The 17280-nt window shown below is 37.7% G+C and carries 14 protein-coding genes; 12 read left to right on the top strand and 2 right to left on the bottom strand.

Translation table 11 applies throughout. The annotated features are described in order from the left end of the window. The first annotated feature begins 8 nt into the window (after positions 1–8). From LUA90_RS10210 to LUA90_RS10195, 4 genes are all read left to right on the top strand, one after another. The gene (locus LUA90_RS10210) at positions 9–1154 is read left to right on the top strand and encodes an alpha-hydroxy acid oxidase (RefSeq protein WP_231490879.1); all 1146 of its coding nucleotides are present in this window, start codon (positions 9–11) and stop codon (positions 1152–1154) included. Positions 1155–1290: 136 nt separating this feature from the next. Further along, the gene (locus tag LUA90_RS10205) at positions 1291–2136 is read left to right on the top strand and encodes an alpha/beta hydrolase (RefSeq protein WP_231490878.1); all 846 of its coding nucleotides are present in this window, start codon (positions 1291–1293) and stop codon (positions 2134–2136) included. A 42-nt stretch (positions 2137–2178) separates the two neighbouring features. Beyond that, complete coding sequence (locus tag LUA90_RS10200; protein ID WP_231490877.1) at positions 2179–2394, top strand: DUF2683 family protein; 216 nt, start codon at positions 2179–2181, stop codon at positions 2392–2394. Between the two features lie 71 nt (positions 2395–2465). Beyond that, the gene (locus tag LUA90_RS10195; RefSeq protein ID WP_304622671.1) at positions 2466–2642 is read left to right on the top strand and encodes a Txe/YoeB family addiction module toxin; all 177 of its coding nucleotides are present in this window, start codon (positions 2466–2468) and stop codon (positions 2640–2642) included. A 37-nt stretch (positions 2643–2679) separates the two neighbouring features. On the opposite strand, the gene LUA90_RS10190 is transcribed toward LUA90_RS10195, so the two are convergent. After that, positions 2680–3627, bottom strand: a complete 948-nt coding sequence (locus tag LUA90_RS10190; protein ID WP_231490876.1) for an ion channel — start codon at positions 3625–3627, stop codon at positions 2680–2682. A 274-nt stretch (positions 3628–3901) separates the two neighbouring features. On the opposite strand from LUA90_RS10190, the gene trpD reads away from it, so the two are divergent. The 4 genes from trpD (at position 3902) to trpA (ending at position 7770) form a co-directional block, all read left to right on the top strand. Beyond that, a complete protein-coding gene (gene trpD / locus LUA90_RS10185; RefSeq protein ID WP_231490875.1) occupies positions 3902–4888 on the top strand; it encodes an anthranilate phosphoribosyltransferase in 987 nt (328 codons plus the stop codon). Next, positions 4888–5523 (top strand): phosphoribosylanthranilate isomerase, encoded by a 636-nt coding sequence (locus tag LUA90_RS10180; RefSeq protein WP_231490874.1) that lies wholly within the window; start codon positions 4888–4890, stop codon positions 5521–5523. Before trpD ends, LUA90_RS10180 begins: the two co-directional genes overlap by 1 nt. A 215-nt stretch (positions 5524–5738) precedes the next feature. Further along, positions 5739–6920 carry a tryptophan synthase subunit beta gene (gene trpB, locus LUA90_RS10175; protein WP_231459271.1) on the top strand — a complete coding sequence of 394 codons (1182 nt, stop codon included), beginning with the start codon at positions 5739–5741 and terminating at the stop codon, positions 6918–6920. Between the two features lie 82 nt (positions 6921–7002). Next, a complete protein-coding gene (gene trpA, locus LUA90_RS10170) occupies positions 7003–7770 on the top strand; it encodes a tryptophan synthase subunit alpha (protein WP_231490873.1) in 768 nt (255 codons plus the stop codon). Between the two features lie 277 nt (positions 7771–8047). Here the strand turns inward: trpA and LUA90_RS10165 are convergent, their stop codons facing one another. After that, positions 8048–8482: a GNAT family N-acetyltransferase gene (locus tag LUA90_RS10165; RefSeq protein ID WP_231490872.1), complete on the bottom strand. Its 435-nt coding sequence runs from the start codon at positions 8480–8482 to the stop codon at positions 8048–8050. A gap of 938 nt (positions 8483–9420) precedes the next feature. On the opposite strand from LUA90_RS10165, the gene LUA90_RS10160 reads away from it, so the two are divergent. The 4 genes from LUA90_RS10160 (at position 9421) to LUA90_RS10145 (ending at position 16374) form a co-directional block, all read left to right on the top strand. Continuing rightward, positions 9421–10026 (top strand): TetR/AcrR family transcriptional regulator, encoded by a 606-nt coding sequence (locus tag LUA90_RS10160; protein ID WP_231490871.1) that lies wholly within the window; start codon positions 9421–9423, stop codon positions 10024–10026. A gap of 71 nt (positions 10027–10097) precedes the next feature. Then, on the top strand, positions 10098–11291 hold the full coding sequence (locus LUA90_RS10155; protein WP_231490870.1) for an efflux RND transporter periplasmic adaptor subunit: 1194 nt from the start codon (positions 10098–10100) through the stop codon (positions 11289–11291). Positions 11292–11783: 492 nt separating this feature from the next. Beyond that, the gene (locus tag LUA90_RS10150) at positions 11784–14978 is read left to right on the top strand and encodes an efflux RND transporter permease subunit (protein WP_231490869.1); all 3195 of its coding nucleotides are present in this window, start codon (positions 11784–11786) and stop codon (positions 14976–14978) included. Then, positions 14965–16374, top strand: a complete 1410-nt coding sequence (locus LUA90_RS10145; protein ID WP_231490868.1) for a TolC family protein — start codon at positions 14965–14967, stop codon at positions 16372–16374. Before LUA90_RS10150 ends, LUA90_RS10145 begins: the two co-directional genes overlap by 14 nt. Positions 16375–17280: the final 906 nt, after the last annotated feature.

Here is a 17280-nt window from a genome sequence, read left to right as displayed (position 1 = left end):
AAATACAAATGAGCTGGAAATATAATGCAGATTATCCATCTATTGATGATTTAAGAAACAAAGCAAAATCTAAAATCCCAAGGTTTGCTTTTGAATATCTTGATGGAGGCTGTAACGAAGATGTAAACCTTTTTCGTAATACTGATGACATCAGAGCTTTAGAACTTTTGCCTTTTTACATCAGAGATTTTAAGGAAGCATCATTAAAAACAAATTTATTCGGGCATACTTATGATGCACCTTTTGGCATCGCACCTGTAGGCTTACAAGGATTAATTTGGCCAAATGCACCCGAAATATTAGCTAAAGCAGCTTTTGAGCATAATGTTCCTTTTATTCTGAGTACGGTAAGTACGTCATCAATAGAAAGAATTTTAGAAATCACCGAAGGAAATGCATGGTATCAACTCTATCATCCGGCAGAAGAATTAATTAAAGACGATATTATAAACAGGGCAGAAGCTTCTGGTTGCAAAGTTCTGGTTATTCTTTGTGATGTACCGAGTTTTGGTTTCAGACCAAGAGATATTCGCAATGGATTGGCAATGCCGCCAAAAATGTCGGTAAGAAATATGCTTCAAATAATGGGCAGGCCAGAATGGGCATTAAGAACACTATTCCATGGTCAGCCGGCTTTTGAAACCATGAAACCTTATATGCCGAAAGGTTTAAATATGAAGCAGCTTGGTTTATATATGAATCGTACCTTTTCTGGTCGATTAAATACCGACAGAATTTCATCCATTAGAGATAAATGGAAGGGTAAATTAGTTTTAAAGGGTGTTGCAACCGATGAAGATGCACAAATGGCCGTAAATTTAGGGCTTGATGGAATTATTGTTTCAAACCATGGTGGCAGACAATTGGACGCCGGGCAATCTGCTATTAAGCCTTTAATACAAATTGCACCAAAATTTAAAGATAAGTTAACAGTAATGATGGATAGTGGAGTTCGCTCTGGTCCGGATATTGCCAGAAGTATTGCTGCCGGTGCAGATTTTACGTTTCTAGGTAGAAGTTTTATGTATGGTGTTGGCGCTTTAGGTAGTGAAGGTGGAAACCACACAATAGGTATGCTGAAAACGCAACTGAAACAAGTGATGGACCAGCTGGGCTGCGAGCGTGTTGAAGATTTGCCTCAACATTTATCATAGTTATTTAAATCATAACATTTTTTGAGATGCCTGTTTGTAAAAGAGCAGGCATCTTTTTTTATCCCTAAAACGTAAAGAAAATCTGATTGACCAACAATTTCGTTAATTTACTGTTCAAAAAAGGAAAAGCTTCAATATGCTCAAGAAATTGTTATTTATAATGCTCTTATTTCAAACCCTAATATCATCCGCTCAGGTAAAAACAGTAAAAAACATTAGCTATGCTAATAACTCTGACGAAAGTAATACACTTAACATCTTCTACAAAAATGACGATGTGAAAAATAAGCCTGTTTTAGTTTTTATACATGGCGGTTCATGGAGTAGTGGCAAAAAGGAAACGTATTGGTGGCTAGGCAGAAATTTTGCAAGAAAAGGCATTGTTACCGTAATTATAAATTATCCATTAGCGCCAGCAGCGCAATACGAAAAAATGGCTGGCGATTGTGCTTTGGCCGTAAAATGGGTACAAAAAAATATTGCGGACTATCAAGCCAGTGGCGATAAAATTTATGTGATGGGGCATTCTGCCGGTGCGCATTTAGGCGAGTTAATTAATGCTGATCCAAAATATTTTCAGCAGGTTGGGATTAAAAATCCAATTAAAGGCATGATATTAAATGACCCTTTTGGTCTGGATATTTTTGAATACTTAATATCAGCAGAAAAAGACCATTATTACTATGATTTTTTAAGAACTTTTACCGATAAACAATCGGTTTGGAAATCGGCATCGCCATTAAATTACACCAAAAATATTCACAATCCACACTTACTTTTTTACGGTGCTAAAACCTATCCGGCGATAAAATTACAAACACCGCGTTTGTACGAAATATTAAAAGCAAACAATGTTCCTGCAGAGATGAAAGAAATAAAAGGTAAAAGTCATGTACCGATGATTAGTCAGATGATATTTGGTGGAAATGATCTGTATCAAGAGATTGTAGGTTTTATGTTAAATGTTTCGTCAGATAAATAAGTTCGTTATATTGTTTAATTTTAATTATTGTAAATTTGTTTTATGGAAACATTAATCGTACAACCGAAAGATAGAAAGCAATTATTTGCTGTTAAGGCTATTCTTAAAGCTTTGGATATCGCTTTTGAGAAAGGGAATGATGATGAAACCACTTACTTGAGCAAATCTTTAGCCAATAAAAAAGCATTAAATAAAAGTATAAAACAAGCTGAAAATGGCGATACAGTTAAGATCGCCATTACAGATTTATGGAAATAGAATTTACTCTTGATGCACAAAAGCAACTTGAGGAATGGAAAAAATCAGGTAATAAACAGATTCAATAAAAGATTACTGAATTAATTCAATCGATAATAGAAACGCCTTTCACTGGAATTGGTAAACCTGAGGCATTAAAGCACAATTGGGCAGGTTTTTGGTCTCGTCGAATTAACGATGAACATCGTATAGTTTATCAAGTTTTGGGTGATAGAATCATCATTGTACAGCTAAAATATCATTATTAACATCTGACCTTTTTCAATCAAATTTTCTTTTGAAAAACTAATTAACGAGCAGCTGTTCTGTTTTATCAAATAAGCTATAATCCATAACCATTTTGCCGTCTTCGTTATGGTAATGCATAATTTTAAACTTCGCATTCCACTCAATATCTTCATCCTGATAGCTTGTACGGCTATGAATGGTTTGGGCAAAAGTATCATCAAACGCTTTTAAAACTACAAAAATTTCTACCTCGGCATTGCTTAGCTCTGCAAGGCTTTTCTCAAAAATGGGGCTATCTTCATTAATCGGATGAACCAATGTCCAGTTTAAAGAGAGCATGCTTATTTTACTTCGCTCCAATTCAAGCGGATAAAAACTGCGTTTTAATTTACCATCAACCGTTTCGTTAAAGGTCATGTACATCTGCGCTTCAACATCAATTAAAGAATTTTTTCTAAGATTTACCAAACGGCACATTAAACCGGTATGGTTTTGATAAGGCGCAACAACCATCTTTTTGCTAAATGATACTTTTGATGTTGGTCTGCTGAAACGACCATAAAGTAAGCCTGTAGCCAATGCAAAGGCAAGTAAGCCCAACATACTTTCAAAAGCAGCTAAAACACTTGTTATAAAACCTTGCGGCGATATATGTCCGTAACCAACGGTAGAAATGGTTTGAGCAGAGAAAAAGAAAGCATCAAAAAACTGGTCTCGCAGGGTTTTGCCTTTTGCGCCATTTAAATTTTCAATGCCTATTAAATTGTAAGCAATGGCAAAAATCGTGTTAACAATAAGATAGGCGGTTAAAATCACTATGAAAAATCTGGTCCAACTCATGGTAACCAGGCGGGTGTAAGTATCATCAAATTTAAACCAGGGCAAGCCTGTACGTTCAATATTTGGAGAACCGTCTGTATTTAAAACGCGTTGATTTTTGATAACGGGAACAGAGCCGAAACCTAAATCGTCATTAAACTGAACTTTTCTTTTGAAAAAGGCCATATATTTTAGAAAGATTTTGGATTTATAAAAATTATATCAATATTTGTTTTTACAAACATGATAATTAAAAACTTAAATAACAATTGGTGGTGGCATAACGATATTTGTTAGGCAAATTCTGTTGTTATATATTTTAAAATATTTTATAAACGATGAAAAGGATTGCCCAAAAAGCAATCCTTTTTTTATGGGCTATCGTCATGCTGATTCATTTCAGCATCTGTCAGAATAGATTCTGAACAAGTTCAGAATGACGGAAAAGGAAAACATCAACATGAAAAAAATATTAAATCATTTATTTGAAAATAAGAGCTTTAGCAGGGAAGAGGCAAAGAATATCCTGATTTCCATTACGCAAGGCGAATTCAATTCATCGCAAATTGCTGCATTTATTACGGCTTATGCAATGCGTAATATTACGGTTGATGAGTTGCAGGGTTTTCGCGATGCTATGCTTGATTTAGGGATAAAAACAGACTTTTCTGATTTCGAATTAATCGACCTTTGCGGAACCGGAGGTGATGGAAAAGATACTTTTAATATTTCTACGCTATCTTCTTTTGTGGTTGCCGGCGCGGGTCATAAAGTGGCTAAACATGGTAACTACGGCGTTTCTTCGGGTTGTGGTTCATCAAATGTTATGGAATATTTAGGTTATACTTTTACAAACGACCAAAGTATTTTAAAACGTAATCTGGATGATGCAGGAATTTGCTTTTTGCATGCGCCATTGTTTAATCCGGCAATGAAAATTGTAGCACCAATTCGTAAAGATTTAGGTATAAAAACCTTTTTTAATATGTTAGGCCCTATGGTTAATCCATCGCAACCTAAATACCAGATGGTTGGTGTTTTTAGTTTAGAATTGGCTCGTTTATACAACTATTTATACCAGGATACAACAAAAAGTTATACCATTGTGCATGCGCTTGAAGGTTATGATGAAATCTCCTTAACCTGTGATGTGAAAACATTCAATAATAAAGGAGAAAGCATTTTAACCTTGGGCGATATGGGTTTTGAAAAGGTTTCTACAAGTGATATAAAAGGTGGTGATACCGTAGAATCGTCGGCAAAAATATTTATGGATGTACTTAATGGTGGCGCTACAGACGTGCAAAACAATGTTGTGCTTTGTAACTCGGCATTGGCGATTAAAACCATAAAACCAGCAGCCTCATTTGCCGATTGTTTTTATGAAGCTGAAGAATCTTTAGTTAGTAAAAAGGCTTTAGAAAGCTTTAAAAAACTTGTAGCCTAATGAGTGGTTTGAAACTTAAGGTTTGCGGAATGAAGTTCGCGGCGAACATTGCTGCGGTTGCGGCTTTGCAACCAGATTATTTGGGGTTTATATTTTACGATAAGTCGCCACGTTTTATAAACGATGTTTCGGCAGAACTGATAAAATATATTCCATCAGAAATTAAAACGGTTGGCGTATTTGTAAATGAAGATTTAGAAACGGTTAAGCAAAAGGTAAAATTGCATAAGTTAAAAGCTGTTCAATTGCATGGAGCCGAAACTCCTGAATATTGCCAAGAACTAAAAGACAGTTTTAACGGTTTAGAAATTATAAAAGCCTTTGGCATTTATGAGGATTTTGATTTTAATACATTAAATACTTATGTAGATCAGGTTGATTATTTTCTGTTCGATACTAAAACAAAAGTGCATGGTGGTTCAGGAAAAACCTTCGACTGGAAGATATTGGCTAACTATAAATTAGATAAGCCTTATTTTTTAAGTGGTGGTATTGATATGGAACACGTTTCGGAAATAGTTGAAATAGACGATTCAAGATTATATGCTTTAGATATTAACAGCAGGTTTGAAACTGAACCGGGTTTTAAGGATGCAGGCAGGATTGAGGCTTTTGTCGCAAAGCTCGAAAATTAGTTTCTGCGTTATGCTACCCCACTTTGGAGGGGGCAGGGGGAGGAGTTTAGGTATTTCTCCTAACCGAACGGGCTCTTCTCTTTTGATAGTTAAGGCTTCGTTAGATGGAATGACAAATTTTGAAGTTGAAAAATAACTCATGATTTCAATCATGGGCAATAAATAGAATAGAATTCATTGCCGTTGGTTTCTGCCGACGGAATATTGATTAAGATATGAAATACAAAGTAAACGAAAAAGGATACTACGGAGATTTTGGAGGCGCATACATCCCAGAGATGCTTTATCCAAATGTAGAAGAATTGCGTCAAAATTATTTGAAGATTATTGATGATGCTGACTTTCAGAAAGAATTTCATCAGCTGTTAAAAGATTATGTAGGTCGCCCTTCGCCTTTGTATTTAGCGAATCGGCTATCTGAAAAGTATGGTGCAAATATCTTCCTGAAAAGAGAAGACTTAAATCATACCGGAGCGCATAAAATTAACAATACCATTGGTCAGATTTTACTGGCCGAAAAGTTGGGTAAAAAGAGAATTATTGCAGAAACCGGCGCCGGACAGCATGGCGTGGCTACAGCTACCGTTTGTGCTTTGCGTAATCTGGAGTGTGTAATTTATATGGGCGAGGTTGATATCGAGCGCCAGGCTCCAAACGTTGCCCGCATGAAAATGCTGGGTGCAAAGGTTGTTCCGGCGAGTTCTGGTAGTAAAACTTTAAAAGATGCTACAAATGAAGCCATGCGTGACTGGATTAATAACCCGGTTGATACGCATTACATCATTGGTTCAGTTGTTGGTCCGCACCCTTACCCCGATATGGTTGCTATTTTTCAATCCATCATTTCAGAAGAAACCAAAAAACAGTTGATAGAACAAACCGGAAACGACCAACCAGATTATGTATTGGCTTGCGTAGGTGGTGGCAGTAATGCAATGGGCATGTTTTATCATTTTATGGATGATGAAGATGTTAAATTGATTGCGGTTGAAGCTGCAGGTAAAGGCGTATCGAGTGGTTTTTCTGCTGCAACAACTTATTTGGGTAAGGAAGGTGTTTTACACGGAAGCCGAAGTATTTTGATGCAAACAGAAGATGGACAGGTTGTTGAACCACATTCGGTTTCAGCTGGTTTAGATTACCCTGGTATTGGTCCGCAACATGCACATTTATTTAAAACCGGCCGCGGAAAGTATGTATCTATCACAGATGAGGAAAGCCTTGATGCGGGTTTATTGCTCACCCAATTAGAAGGCATAATTCCGGCGATTGAAAGCGCACATGCATTGGCTTACCTGGAAAAAATGGAATTTAAAGGCGGCGAAAATGTCGTGATTTGTTTATCCGGCAGGGGAGACAAAGATTTAGATACTTACATTAAATATTTTAATTTATAGAGATAAGTCGTCGTTGCGAGGCACGGTTTATCCCGACTCTCCTGGATAAACCGTACCTCGCAATGACGGAAAGATTAAGGGTATGAACAGAATCAAACAACTCTTCGATAAGAAGAAAAATATATTATCAATTTATTATACAGCTGGTTATCCAAATTTAGACGATACCATTCAAATTGCTGAAGCTTTACAAAAATCTGGTGCAGATATGCTGGAGATTGGTTTCCCGTATTCCGATCCGGTTGCTGATGGTCCGGTTATACAGGCAAGTAGTAAAAAATCTTTAGACCAGGGCATGAATTTAAAATTGCTTTTTGAGCAATTGAAAGATTTAAGAAAGAATGTAACTATTCCGGTTTTATTGATGGGTTATGTTAATCCGGTTTTACAATTTGGGGTAGAGAATTTTTGTAAAGCTTGTGCAGAAGTAGGTGTAGATGGCTGTATCGTGCCTGATTTGCCGATGGTAGAATATGAAGAGTTTCACCAGACTTGCTTCGAGGAACATAATTTGAGCAATGTGTTTTTAATTACACCTCAAACAGCTGAGGAGCGTATCCATAAAATTGATGGCTTAACTAACGGATTTATTTATCTGCTTTCATCATCTGCAACCACAGGTAAAAACCTGGAAGTTGGCGATACTACAGAAAATTATTTCAGCCGCATTAAAAGCATGAATCTTAAAAATCCAACAATGATTGGCTTTGGTATTAGTGATAAGCAAACCTTTGATAAAGCTTGTTCGTATGCAAACGGTGCTATTATTGGAACTGCTTTCGTTAAGGCAATTGAAAGTGGAAATATTGAAGAAAGTGTAAGTGATTTTATGAAGAATTTTAAGGGGTAGTTAAAAACCCGTTATTGCGAGGCACGAAGCAATCTATAAACAAGGATTGCTTTGTGCTCTTTGGATATTAATATATTTTGAAGCGCAAAACCTGTGTCTTTTGGCTTACAGCAGTCCCGCCGCCGCTTCAAGTCCTCATTCCGCTTTGTCGGGGCTATTTAACTTAATATTTTGCAAGAAAAAGCGGTCTTCATTGCGAATTACGGTTTTTACCGACAGTTCGGGTAAGCAACTCTATTGTAAAAGATTGCTTCGTACCTCGCAATAACGAATTATGTTATTTTACCCAATCATTATAACACATTTCAAATTTTACTTCGCCCTTGTTAACCATTCCAACATTTTTCCAGCCCTGTAATTCGTAAAACTTTTGTGCTCTGGTATCTGGTGCCGTTCCTAACCAAACTGTTTTTTTTGTTTGATTGAAGTACCAATCTATCATAAGCCTATGTAATTCTTTTCCAATGCCTTTTCCTTCAAACTCCGGTCTTAGAAAAAGTGCCCAAATGTTATTTTCTTTCAAATCGACAATAGAGAAGCCAACAATTTCATTATCAATTTCACAAACCCAACCTTTGCCTCGTACAGTAATAAATTCTTCACAATCGGCATCTGTTACAAGTGCCGGGTTGGATAAGGTGTTTTCTTTAACAGCATGTCTAACGATTTGAATTTGCGGGATGTCGGTTGTTTTGGCTTCACGATAAATCATAATCTAAGATAAAGTTTTGGTTATTATTTTTTCATTCCGTGAGTTTTCATCTGGAATTTTTCATTTGTCTTGTTACAAAAGAAATAAACCTGAGCATAGCGAAAGCACGCCCACCTAAAAAAACAAGGAACGAAAGGGCATACCATCAAGGCTTTGAATTGATGTCTGATAGATTCGTTAAAACATAAATTGCGTCAGCACAAGCTGCGATGAAGAATCGCAGTGGGTGTGCTGCCTTGTTCCATGGTATATTAAAGGTAGTTCAAATGCTTTAACGTTTTCTCCTTCCCACACTTCCTATGCCAGATAGCAGAGTGGCTACAGCGACTTTCATCTTAAGTTGGTAGATGAGTTTTATGGCACTCGCTATCCCCCTTCGAAGGGGGTTGGGGGATGATTATTTTACACAATAAGCAATTTTTTGTATTGACTTTTTGTTTTTGACCATCGAAATGGTCTTCAACTCCGCTCAGACTGACAAGGTTTTTTGGGCTTAAAATAATGATATGACAGGTATGGGATGGTTTTTCTGTTCCTTGCAATTACCTAAGTTTTCTAAACCCGACCGAAATGGAAATACTTTTTGTAGCTCTAGTTAAGAGATTGCTTCGTCGTTCCTCCTCGCAATGACGGCAATTGGTGCAGTAATGTGCCAAAAAGATTGCCTGCCTGCGGTGGGCAGGAAGTAAAGGGCGGGACTGCTGTTCCAAAAGAACTACAGACATTGCTTTCCAAAAAAAATAAGTCTGTTTGTCAGGATTTATTTTAGTTGCGGTTGATTTAAAAAAAATAATGAGAAACAAATGTGCACCTATTTCTATTTAAACGTATATTTTATGTTGTTCAAATCTATTTGACAATTGCATGATTGTTGATTTCTGAATTGGTTATACATTTGCTTAACGGTGTTAGATTATTTACGCTTAATAAATTCCGTCATGGGAAGTAAAGAAAGAATTTTACGTTTGAAAGAAGAAACCAGAACCAATATTCTGGATGCAGCCCTGAACATTGTTCAAAATGAAGGGTGGCAGGCTTTAAGTATGCGTAAAATTGCCGACCAGATTGAATACACCGCACCGATTATTTACGAATACTTTCCAAATAAAGAAGGCATTTTACTAGAATTAACCAGGCGAGGTTATTTAATCCTTTCAAAAGATATTAAGGAAGCCCGCGATAAATACGAAAACCCGGAAGATAAAATGGAAGCCATGTGGGTTGCCTATTGGAACTTCGCTTTTTCGCATAAGGAGTTTTATCAGTTGATGTATGGTGTAGATATGGTATGTTGTAACGTTAAAAGCGCTATGCCAGAAGCAGAACATGTTAGCACTATGCTGGGCGATGTAATTGAATCTTTATTTACGAAAAAACCAGTATCAGATGATGATATCTGCATGAAATACTATACCTATTGGTCGATTATTCATGGCTTGATTTCTATTAACCTGGTAAGGCCAAACGGAAGAACTACAGACGAACTAAACCAACAAATTTTAAAAGACGCTATTAAGGGTATTACCTTATCTATTAATAGTTAATATTTTTTTAACTTCTATTTAACGGTGTTAAATAGTTTATAACCTATAAATCCATTATAATTTTTAATCATATGAATGCTATCCATCGTTTATTCATTTTACTTAACAGTGTTAAACCATTTAATCAGGTTAAGTCTCTATTCGTTCTATCATTATTTTCAATCGTTCTTATTAGTTGTAAATCCTCTCCAGACCAAACAGCAGCTGCACCACCACCTCCGGTATTGCCTGTAAGCCAGATACATGAAAGTACCGAAACAACTTTTATTGAATATCCGGCTGCTATACAGGGAGCCGTAGATATTGATGTTCGTCCGCAGGTTAGCGGTTATTTGCAAAAGGTATTAGTTAATGAAGGCGCTTATGTATCTGCCGGGCAAACACTTTTTAAAATTAATGAAAATCCTTATAGAGAAGCTTTAAATAATGCTAAAGCAAGCTTACATGCAGCTGAAGCTGCTATACTTAACGCACAATTGGAAGTCGATAAGTTAACACCTCTTGTTCAAAATAAGGTAGTTTCTGAGTTTCAGTTGAAAACGGCAAAAACAGCCTATAAAATAGCTCAGGCAAATGCCGAACAGGCCAGAGCAAGTGTTGCATCGGCTCAAATTAATTTAGGTTATACCAATGTTAAAGCTACTGTAAGTGGTTATATCGGTCGTATTCCTAAAAAACAAGGGAGTTTGGTTGCACCAACAGACCAGGAAGCTTTAACTCAATTATCAGACATTCATGAAGTACATGTTTATTTCTCTTTGGCTGAAAATGATTTCAACAGTTTCAACGCAAATTATCCGGGTAAATCTCCTGCTGATAGGATTAAACATTTGCCTGCCGTAGAGTTGCTTTTATCGGATAACACTACATATCCGATTAAAGGCAAAATTGATATGATAGATGGTCAGTTTGATAAAAACACTGGTGCGATAACACTAAGAGCCAGTTTTCCAAATGCCAGCGGGACTTTACGTTCCGGTAATACCGGTAAACTTCGCTTAGGTTTAAAACATGATGATGCCATATTAATTCCTCAATCGGCTACGGTTGAAATGCAGGATAAAGTTTTCGTATTCGCACTAAATAAAGGCAATAAAGTTAGCAAAATGCCTATCACGGTAATCGGTAAAAGCGGTAACAATTATCTGGTTAAAGATGGTGTAAAATCAGGCGACCAAATTGTACTAAGCGGCTTAGACCGTTTGCAGGAAGGGCAAGTGATTACACCAGAGCAAGCAAGTGATAAAGCAGCGAGTTTGAAGTAGAAAGTCAAAAGTCAAAAGTTAAAAGCTTGGATGCTAAACTAAAAGCTTAGATGACCTTAGATGCCTTAGATGGTGAAATACTTGGGAGTCAGAAGTTGAAAGTAAAAAAGTTAAAAGTAAAAAGTAGAAAGTCAAAAGTAGAAAGTTAAAAGCTTGGATGCTAAACTAAAAGCTTAGATGACCTTAGATGCCTTAGATGGTGAAATACTTGGGAGTCAGAAGTTGAAAGTAAAAAAGTTGAAAGTAGAAAGTAGAAAGTAGAAAGTTGAAAGTAGAAAGTCAAAAGTCAAAAGACTTGGATGCTAAACTAAAAGTTTAGATGACTTTAGATGGTGTAATAGTCAAAAGTCTAAAGTAAAAAGTTAAAAGTTGAAAGTTAAAAGGCTGATACTGAAAATACAAAAAGAAAACAAAAATTAGTTCTCAATAATATACGCTTCATAATCACTCCCTTCCGGGGAGGGCTGGACTGGGGCTTAAATAATAGAAAAAATGTTTAAGATATTTATACAAAGGCCTGTACTGGCAACTGTTATCTCCATTTTGTTGGTAATACTCGGTGTACTTGGTCTAACGAAATTGCCTTTACAACAGTTTCCTGATATTGCACCACCTTCGGTTTTGGTAACTGCGGTTTATCCTGGTGCAAATGCCGAAACGGTTCTACGTTCAGTAGCGCCATCGCTCGAAGAATCTATAAATGGTGTAGAAAACATGACTTACATGAGTTCTACGGCTAGTAATGATGGTTCTTTGGCCATCACTGTTTTCTTCAAATTAGGTACAAATGCCGACCAGGCTGCCGTAAATGTTCAAAACCGTGTGGCTCAGGCCACTAGTCAGCTACCGGCTGAAGTTGTACAACAAGGTGTAACTACAGCGAAACAGCAGAACAGTTTCATCATGGCAATTGGCATGTACACAGATGATGAATCTAAATACGACCAGACTTTTGTAGCCAACTATGCACAAATTAACATCATTCCCGAAATTAAACGTATTCCCGGTGTAGGTTCTGCTGCTATTTTTGGTGGCGTAAAAGATTATTCTATGCGTGTCTGGTTAAATCCAACGCAAATGTCTACTTATAAAGTTACGCCTAATGAGATAATGAAAGCCATTCAGGATAAAAGTCTGGAAGCTGCCCCTGGAAAATTTGGTGAGAAAAGTAAGGAAGTTTTCGAATACGTAATTAAGTATAAAGGGAAATTAACCAAACCAGAAGAATATGAAAATATAGCTATACGTGCCAATGCAGATGGCTCTATACTACACCTTAAAGATGTTGCTAGGGTAGAATTAGGTGCTTATTCTTATAACAGTATTACCCGTATTAACGGGAAAAAAGCAATTGTAATCGGTATTATTCAATTAGCGGGCTCAAACTCAAATGATATACAAGTCGCGATTAATAAACTGATGGAGAAATCTGAAAAAAGTTTTCCGGCAGGGATAAAAAAGAATATTTTCTACAGTACAAAAGTGGCCTTAGATCAATCTATAGAGCAGGTAGAGCATACTTTGGTTGAGGCCTTTATCCTGGTGTTTATCGTGGTGTTCTTATTCCTTCAGGATTTCAGGTCGACTTTAATTCCGGCGATTGCCGTTCCGGTAGCTATTTTAGGTACATTCTTCTTCATGCAGTTGTTTGGATTTTCGATTAACTTATTGACATTGTTCGCATTGATTTTAGCCATAGGTATTGTAGTGGATGATGCCATCGTGGTCGTTGAAGCGGTACACGCAAAGATGGAGCACAAAGGTTTAGGTCCGAAAGCGGCTACCCATGAAGCGATGCACGAAATTACCGGAGCGATTATATCCATTACATTGGTTATGGCCGCGGTGTTCTTGCCGGTAGGTTTTATGGAAGGCTCTACAGGTGTTTTTTATCGCCAGTTCGCCTTTACCATGGCTATTGCAATTGTAATATCAGCGGTTAACGCTTTAACTTTAAGTCCGGCTTTGGCTGCCTTATTCTTAAAAGATAATCATTCTTCACATGGTGATAAACCGGAAGTGAAGCCAAACTTTAAGCAAAGGTTTTTCAACGGATTTAACCACAGTTTCAATTCCCTTACCAATCGGTATGTTGGCGGTTTGAAGTTTTTAGTTCGCCACAAATGGTTAAGCATGGGCGGTTTGGCCTTGATTACCTTGGCTACAGTTTTCATGGTGAAAACGACTCCTGCAGGATTTATCCCTACTGAAGACCAGGGATTTATCGCCATTGCTGTTAATACACCGTCCGGAACATCGTTAGAAGGCACACAGAAAGTAATGAATGAAGCCGAAAATGTATTGAGTAAACTCGATGCCTCGAGAGATGTAACAGCAATATCAGGTTTTAACTTGTTAACCAACTCAACAAGTCCGTCATCAGCTGTAGTTTTCGTACTCTTAAAACCGAATGAAGAACGTGGCGCAGTTAAAAATATCGAAGAAATCATGAACCAGGTTCGTGGTACATTAGGCGCCATTTCTGGTGGTAGTTTCTTTGTGTTTAGTTTTCCAACTGTTCCGGGTTTTAGTAATGTTGAAGCTTTGGATATGGTATTGCAGGATAAAACCGGCGGTAAACTTGATAAATTCAGCGGAATCTCCCAACAATTTATTGGCGAGCTGATGAAACGTCCAGAAATTGCGGTAGCCTTTACCAGTTTTAAAGCAAATTATCCACAATTACAATTGGATATTAATGATGAAAAAGCCGACCAATTGGGTGTAAATGTGAAAGATATTTTGCAAACCATGCAGACTTACTTCGGTAGCGCACAGGCATCAGATTTTAACCGTTTTGGTAAATATTACCGCGTGGTTGTTCAAGCAGATGTTCAGGATAGGGCAGACCCATCATCAATCGACCGTGTTTTTGTGAAAAGTAATCGCGGCGAAATGGTGCCAATTAATACTTTGGTAAAACTGAGCCGCATTTATGGTTCAGAAACGGCTTCAAGATACAATCTGTTCAATTCGATTTCAATTAATGCCATTCCAAAACCGGGCTTTAGTTCTGGTCAGGCCATAAAAGCCATTCAAGAGGTAGCAGAGCAACATTTACCATCAGGTTATAGTTACGAATTCTCCGGACAAACACGGGAAGAAATCTCTTCAGGCGGGCAATCCACTGTGATATTTTTATTGTGTCTGGTTTTTATTTACTTCCTGCTTTCTGCACAGTATGAGAGTTATATTTTGCCGCTATCGGTAATTTTATCTATCCCTGCCGGAATATTCGGTGTGTTTGTAGCAATAGGTTTAACCGGCATTCAGAATAATATTTATGTGCAAGTTGCCCTGATTATGCTTATCGGTTTACTCGCTAAAAATGCCATTCTAATTGTAGAGTTTGCAGTTCAACGAAGAAGAAGCGGACAGCCATTGGTTGCCTCAGCATTAGAAGCTGCAAAATCAAGGTTACGCCCGATTATCATGACTTCCCTTGCTTTTATTGTTGGTTTAATTCCAATGATGGGGGCAACTGGTCCATCGGCGCAAGGTAACCACTCCATCAGTATTGGTGCAGCAGGAGGGATGGTTTCAGGAGTAATTTTAGGATTGTTCATTATTCCGGTACTCTTTGTCATCTTCCAGGCATTACAAGAAAAAATTTCAAGAAAATCAAATGAGGTTGTTCATCATCACAATGAAGAATCTGTAAATCATGTAGTTTATGAAACGGTTTAATATTTTAAGCATCCTGCTCCTTGCCTTAATCTGGAGCGGATGTTCAATCTCTAAAGATTTAGCTTTACCACAAAGTTTAGCGCCAAAAATGTTTAGAAATTCGGCACCAGCAGATTCTTCAAGTGTAGGCGATTTGCCTTTGAAGAACTTTATCAGCGACCTTACTGTACAGAATTTAATCGATACAGCGCTGGTTAAAAATTACGACATGCAAATTGCATTAAAAAATATTGATGCGGCTGAAGTGTTGTTCAAACAATCAAAATTAGGTTATTTACCTGAGTTGAAATTACAGGTATCGGCAAGTTCAAGCCGCCCCTCTGATAATAGTTTAAACGGATTGAGCTTAAATCAATTTACGGGTTCTACCCACATTGAAGATTACAATGCCAATCTGGGTGTGTTTTGGGAAGCTGATATCTGGGGAAAAATCCGCAATCAAAAAGCTGGTGCTTTAGCCACTTTTTTACAAACCGAAGAAGCTCGTAAAGCGGTTCAAACCCGTTTGGTCGCCAATGTTGCACAAGGTTATTATAATCTTTTGATGCTGGATGCACAATTGGAAATCGCAAGGAAAAACTTAAAACTGAACGATAGCACACTAAGAATCATTAATTTACAGTTCGATGCCGGACAGGTAACCTCATTAGCCATTCAACAGGCAGAGGCACAGCAGCTCAATGCAGCACAGCTTATCCCACGTTTAGAACAAAATGTTGCCTTACAGGAAAACGCTTTAAGTGTTTTAATCGGTACTTTGCCAAAGGCGATAAACCGTTCCAGCCGCTTAGATAAAATGGCCATCCCTCAGGATTTGAGCGCTGGTTTTCCATCAGCTTTGCTAAGCCGCAGACCAGATATTAAATCTGCTGAATTAGCACTCAATGTGGCAAATGCGAAGGTTGGCGTTGCAAAGGCGAGTTTATATCCTTCTCTTGTGATTACGGCAAGCGGAGGCATCAATTCTTTTAAAGCCAGTAACTGGTTTAGTGTGCCTGCATCTTTATTTGGTTTAGTTTCAGGTGGCATAACGCAGCCTATTTTTCAGAGAGGTCAGCTGAAATCAAATCTGGAATTGGCAAAAATCGACAGGGAGAAAACCGTTATTCAATTCCGCCAATCGGTAATTAATGCAGTAGGAGAGGTTTCTGATGAATTAACTAAGGTAGAGAAGTTGAAGAATCAATACAGCATTGCAGAGAAAAGAGCGCAGACTTTACAACAAGCTTCGCGAAATGCAAGTTTGTTATTTAAAAGTGGTATGGCCAGTTATTTAGAGGTGATTACCGCTCAAGGCAATTTGTTGCAAAGCGAACTGGAATTAACCACTATTAAAACCGAGCAGTTGAATGCGGTTGTTGGTTTGTATCGTTCTTTAGGCGGGGGTTGGAATTAAACCCCCAACCATTTAAAGAGAGCAGGGTAGGGATGCACAATCGTCATTTCGACCGTAGTGGAGAAATCTTTTTAATAGGGTTTTAATTATTAGATTTTTAAGATGGAAAGGAGTGTGATTTTATAAAATACCTCACCCCCCGCCCCCCCGGATTGCCGGGATAATATCTCCTTGAAGAGAGGGAGCTGCATAGTTGGTGAAAAAACACTATTCCACAATGCCGTCATTTCGACCGTAGTGGAGAAATCTTTTCAATTAGGTTTTAATTATTAGATTTTTAAGATGGAAGGGGTGGTTGGGTGGGAGTGTGATTTTATAAAATACCTCACCCCCCCGCCCTCTCCTTGAAGAGAGGGAGCTACATAGTTGGTGAAAAAGGGTTTCCTCTTGCTCACCTAAAATTGCATGTTACTGCGCAAATTTCAATGCTCAATTCTATGAATATCTGCTATGCCGGAGAGCAGGGTGCAGAGCCCCTCGGTTTTCTAAAATGAGCGGATTGAGTGGAGTGTGCTAATGTTTAATCATCTGTCATGCTGATTTCTATGGCACTCGCTATCCCCCTTTGAAGGGGGTTGTGGGATGATTTACTATACCTAAATGGGCAATCTCTTGTTAATGATTTAGTCAACTTTAAGGGTCAAACTCCATCCTTATTTTTAATCGGGCGGGGTGGTTGGGTTGTGATTTTTTAATTTTTACTTTGCCTCATCGGCGGTGGCCTTTTTCTTTTGTCTTGATACAAAAGAAACAAAACATCAAGGCTTGCATCTATTCTTTAATTGAACTATCGAAATTTTAATGGCGATGATATGAGGCCTTCTCTACACAATCCCTTCGCAGGCTACATATCCTCTTGTTCACCTAAAATTGCATGTTACTGCGCAAATTTCAATGCTCAATTCT

This window comes from Pedobacter sp. Leaf170 (genome assembly GCF_920984665.1).
Classification (GTDB): Bacteria; Bacteroidota; Bacteroidia; order Sphingobacteriales; family Sphingobacteriaceae; genus Pedobacter.
This window is presented reverse-complemented; position numbering and strand designations above follow the sequence as displayed.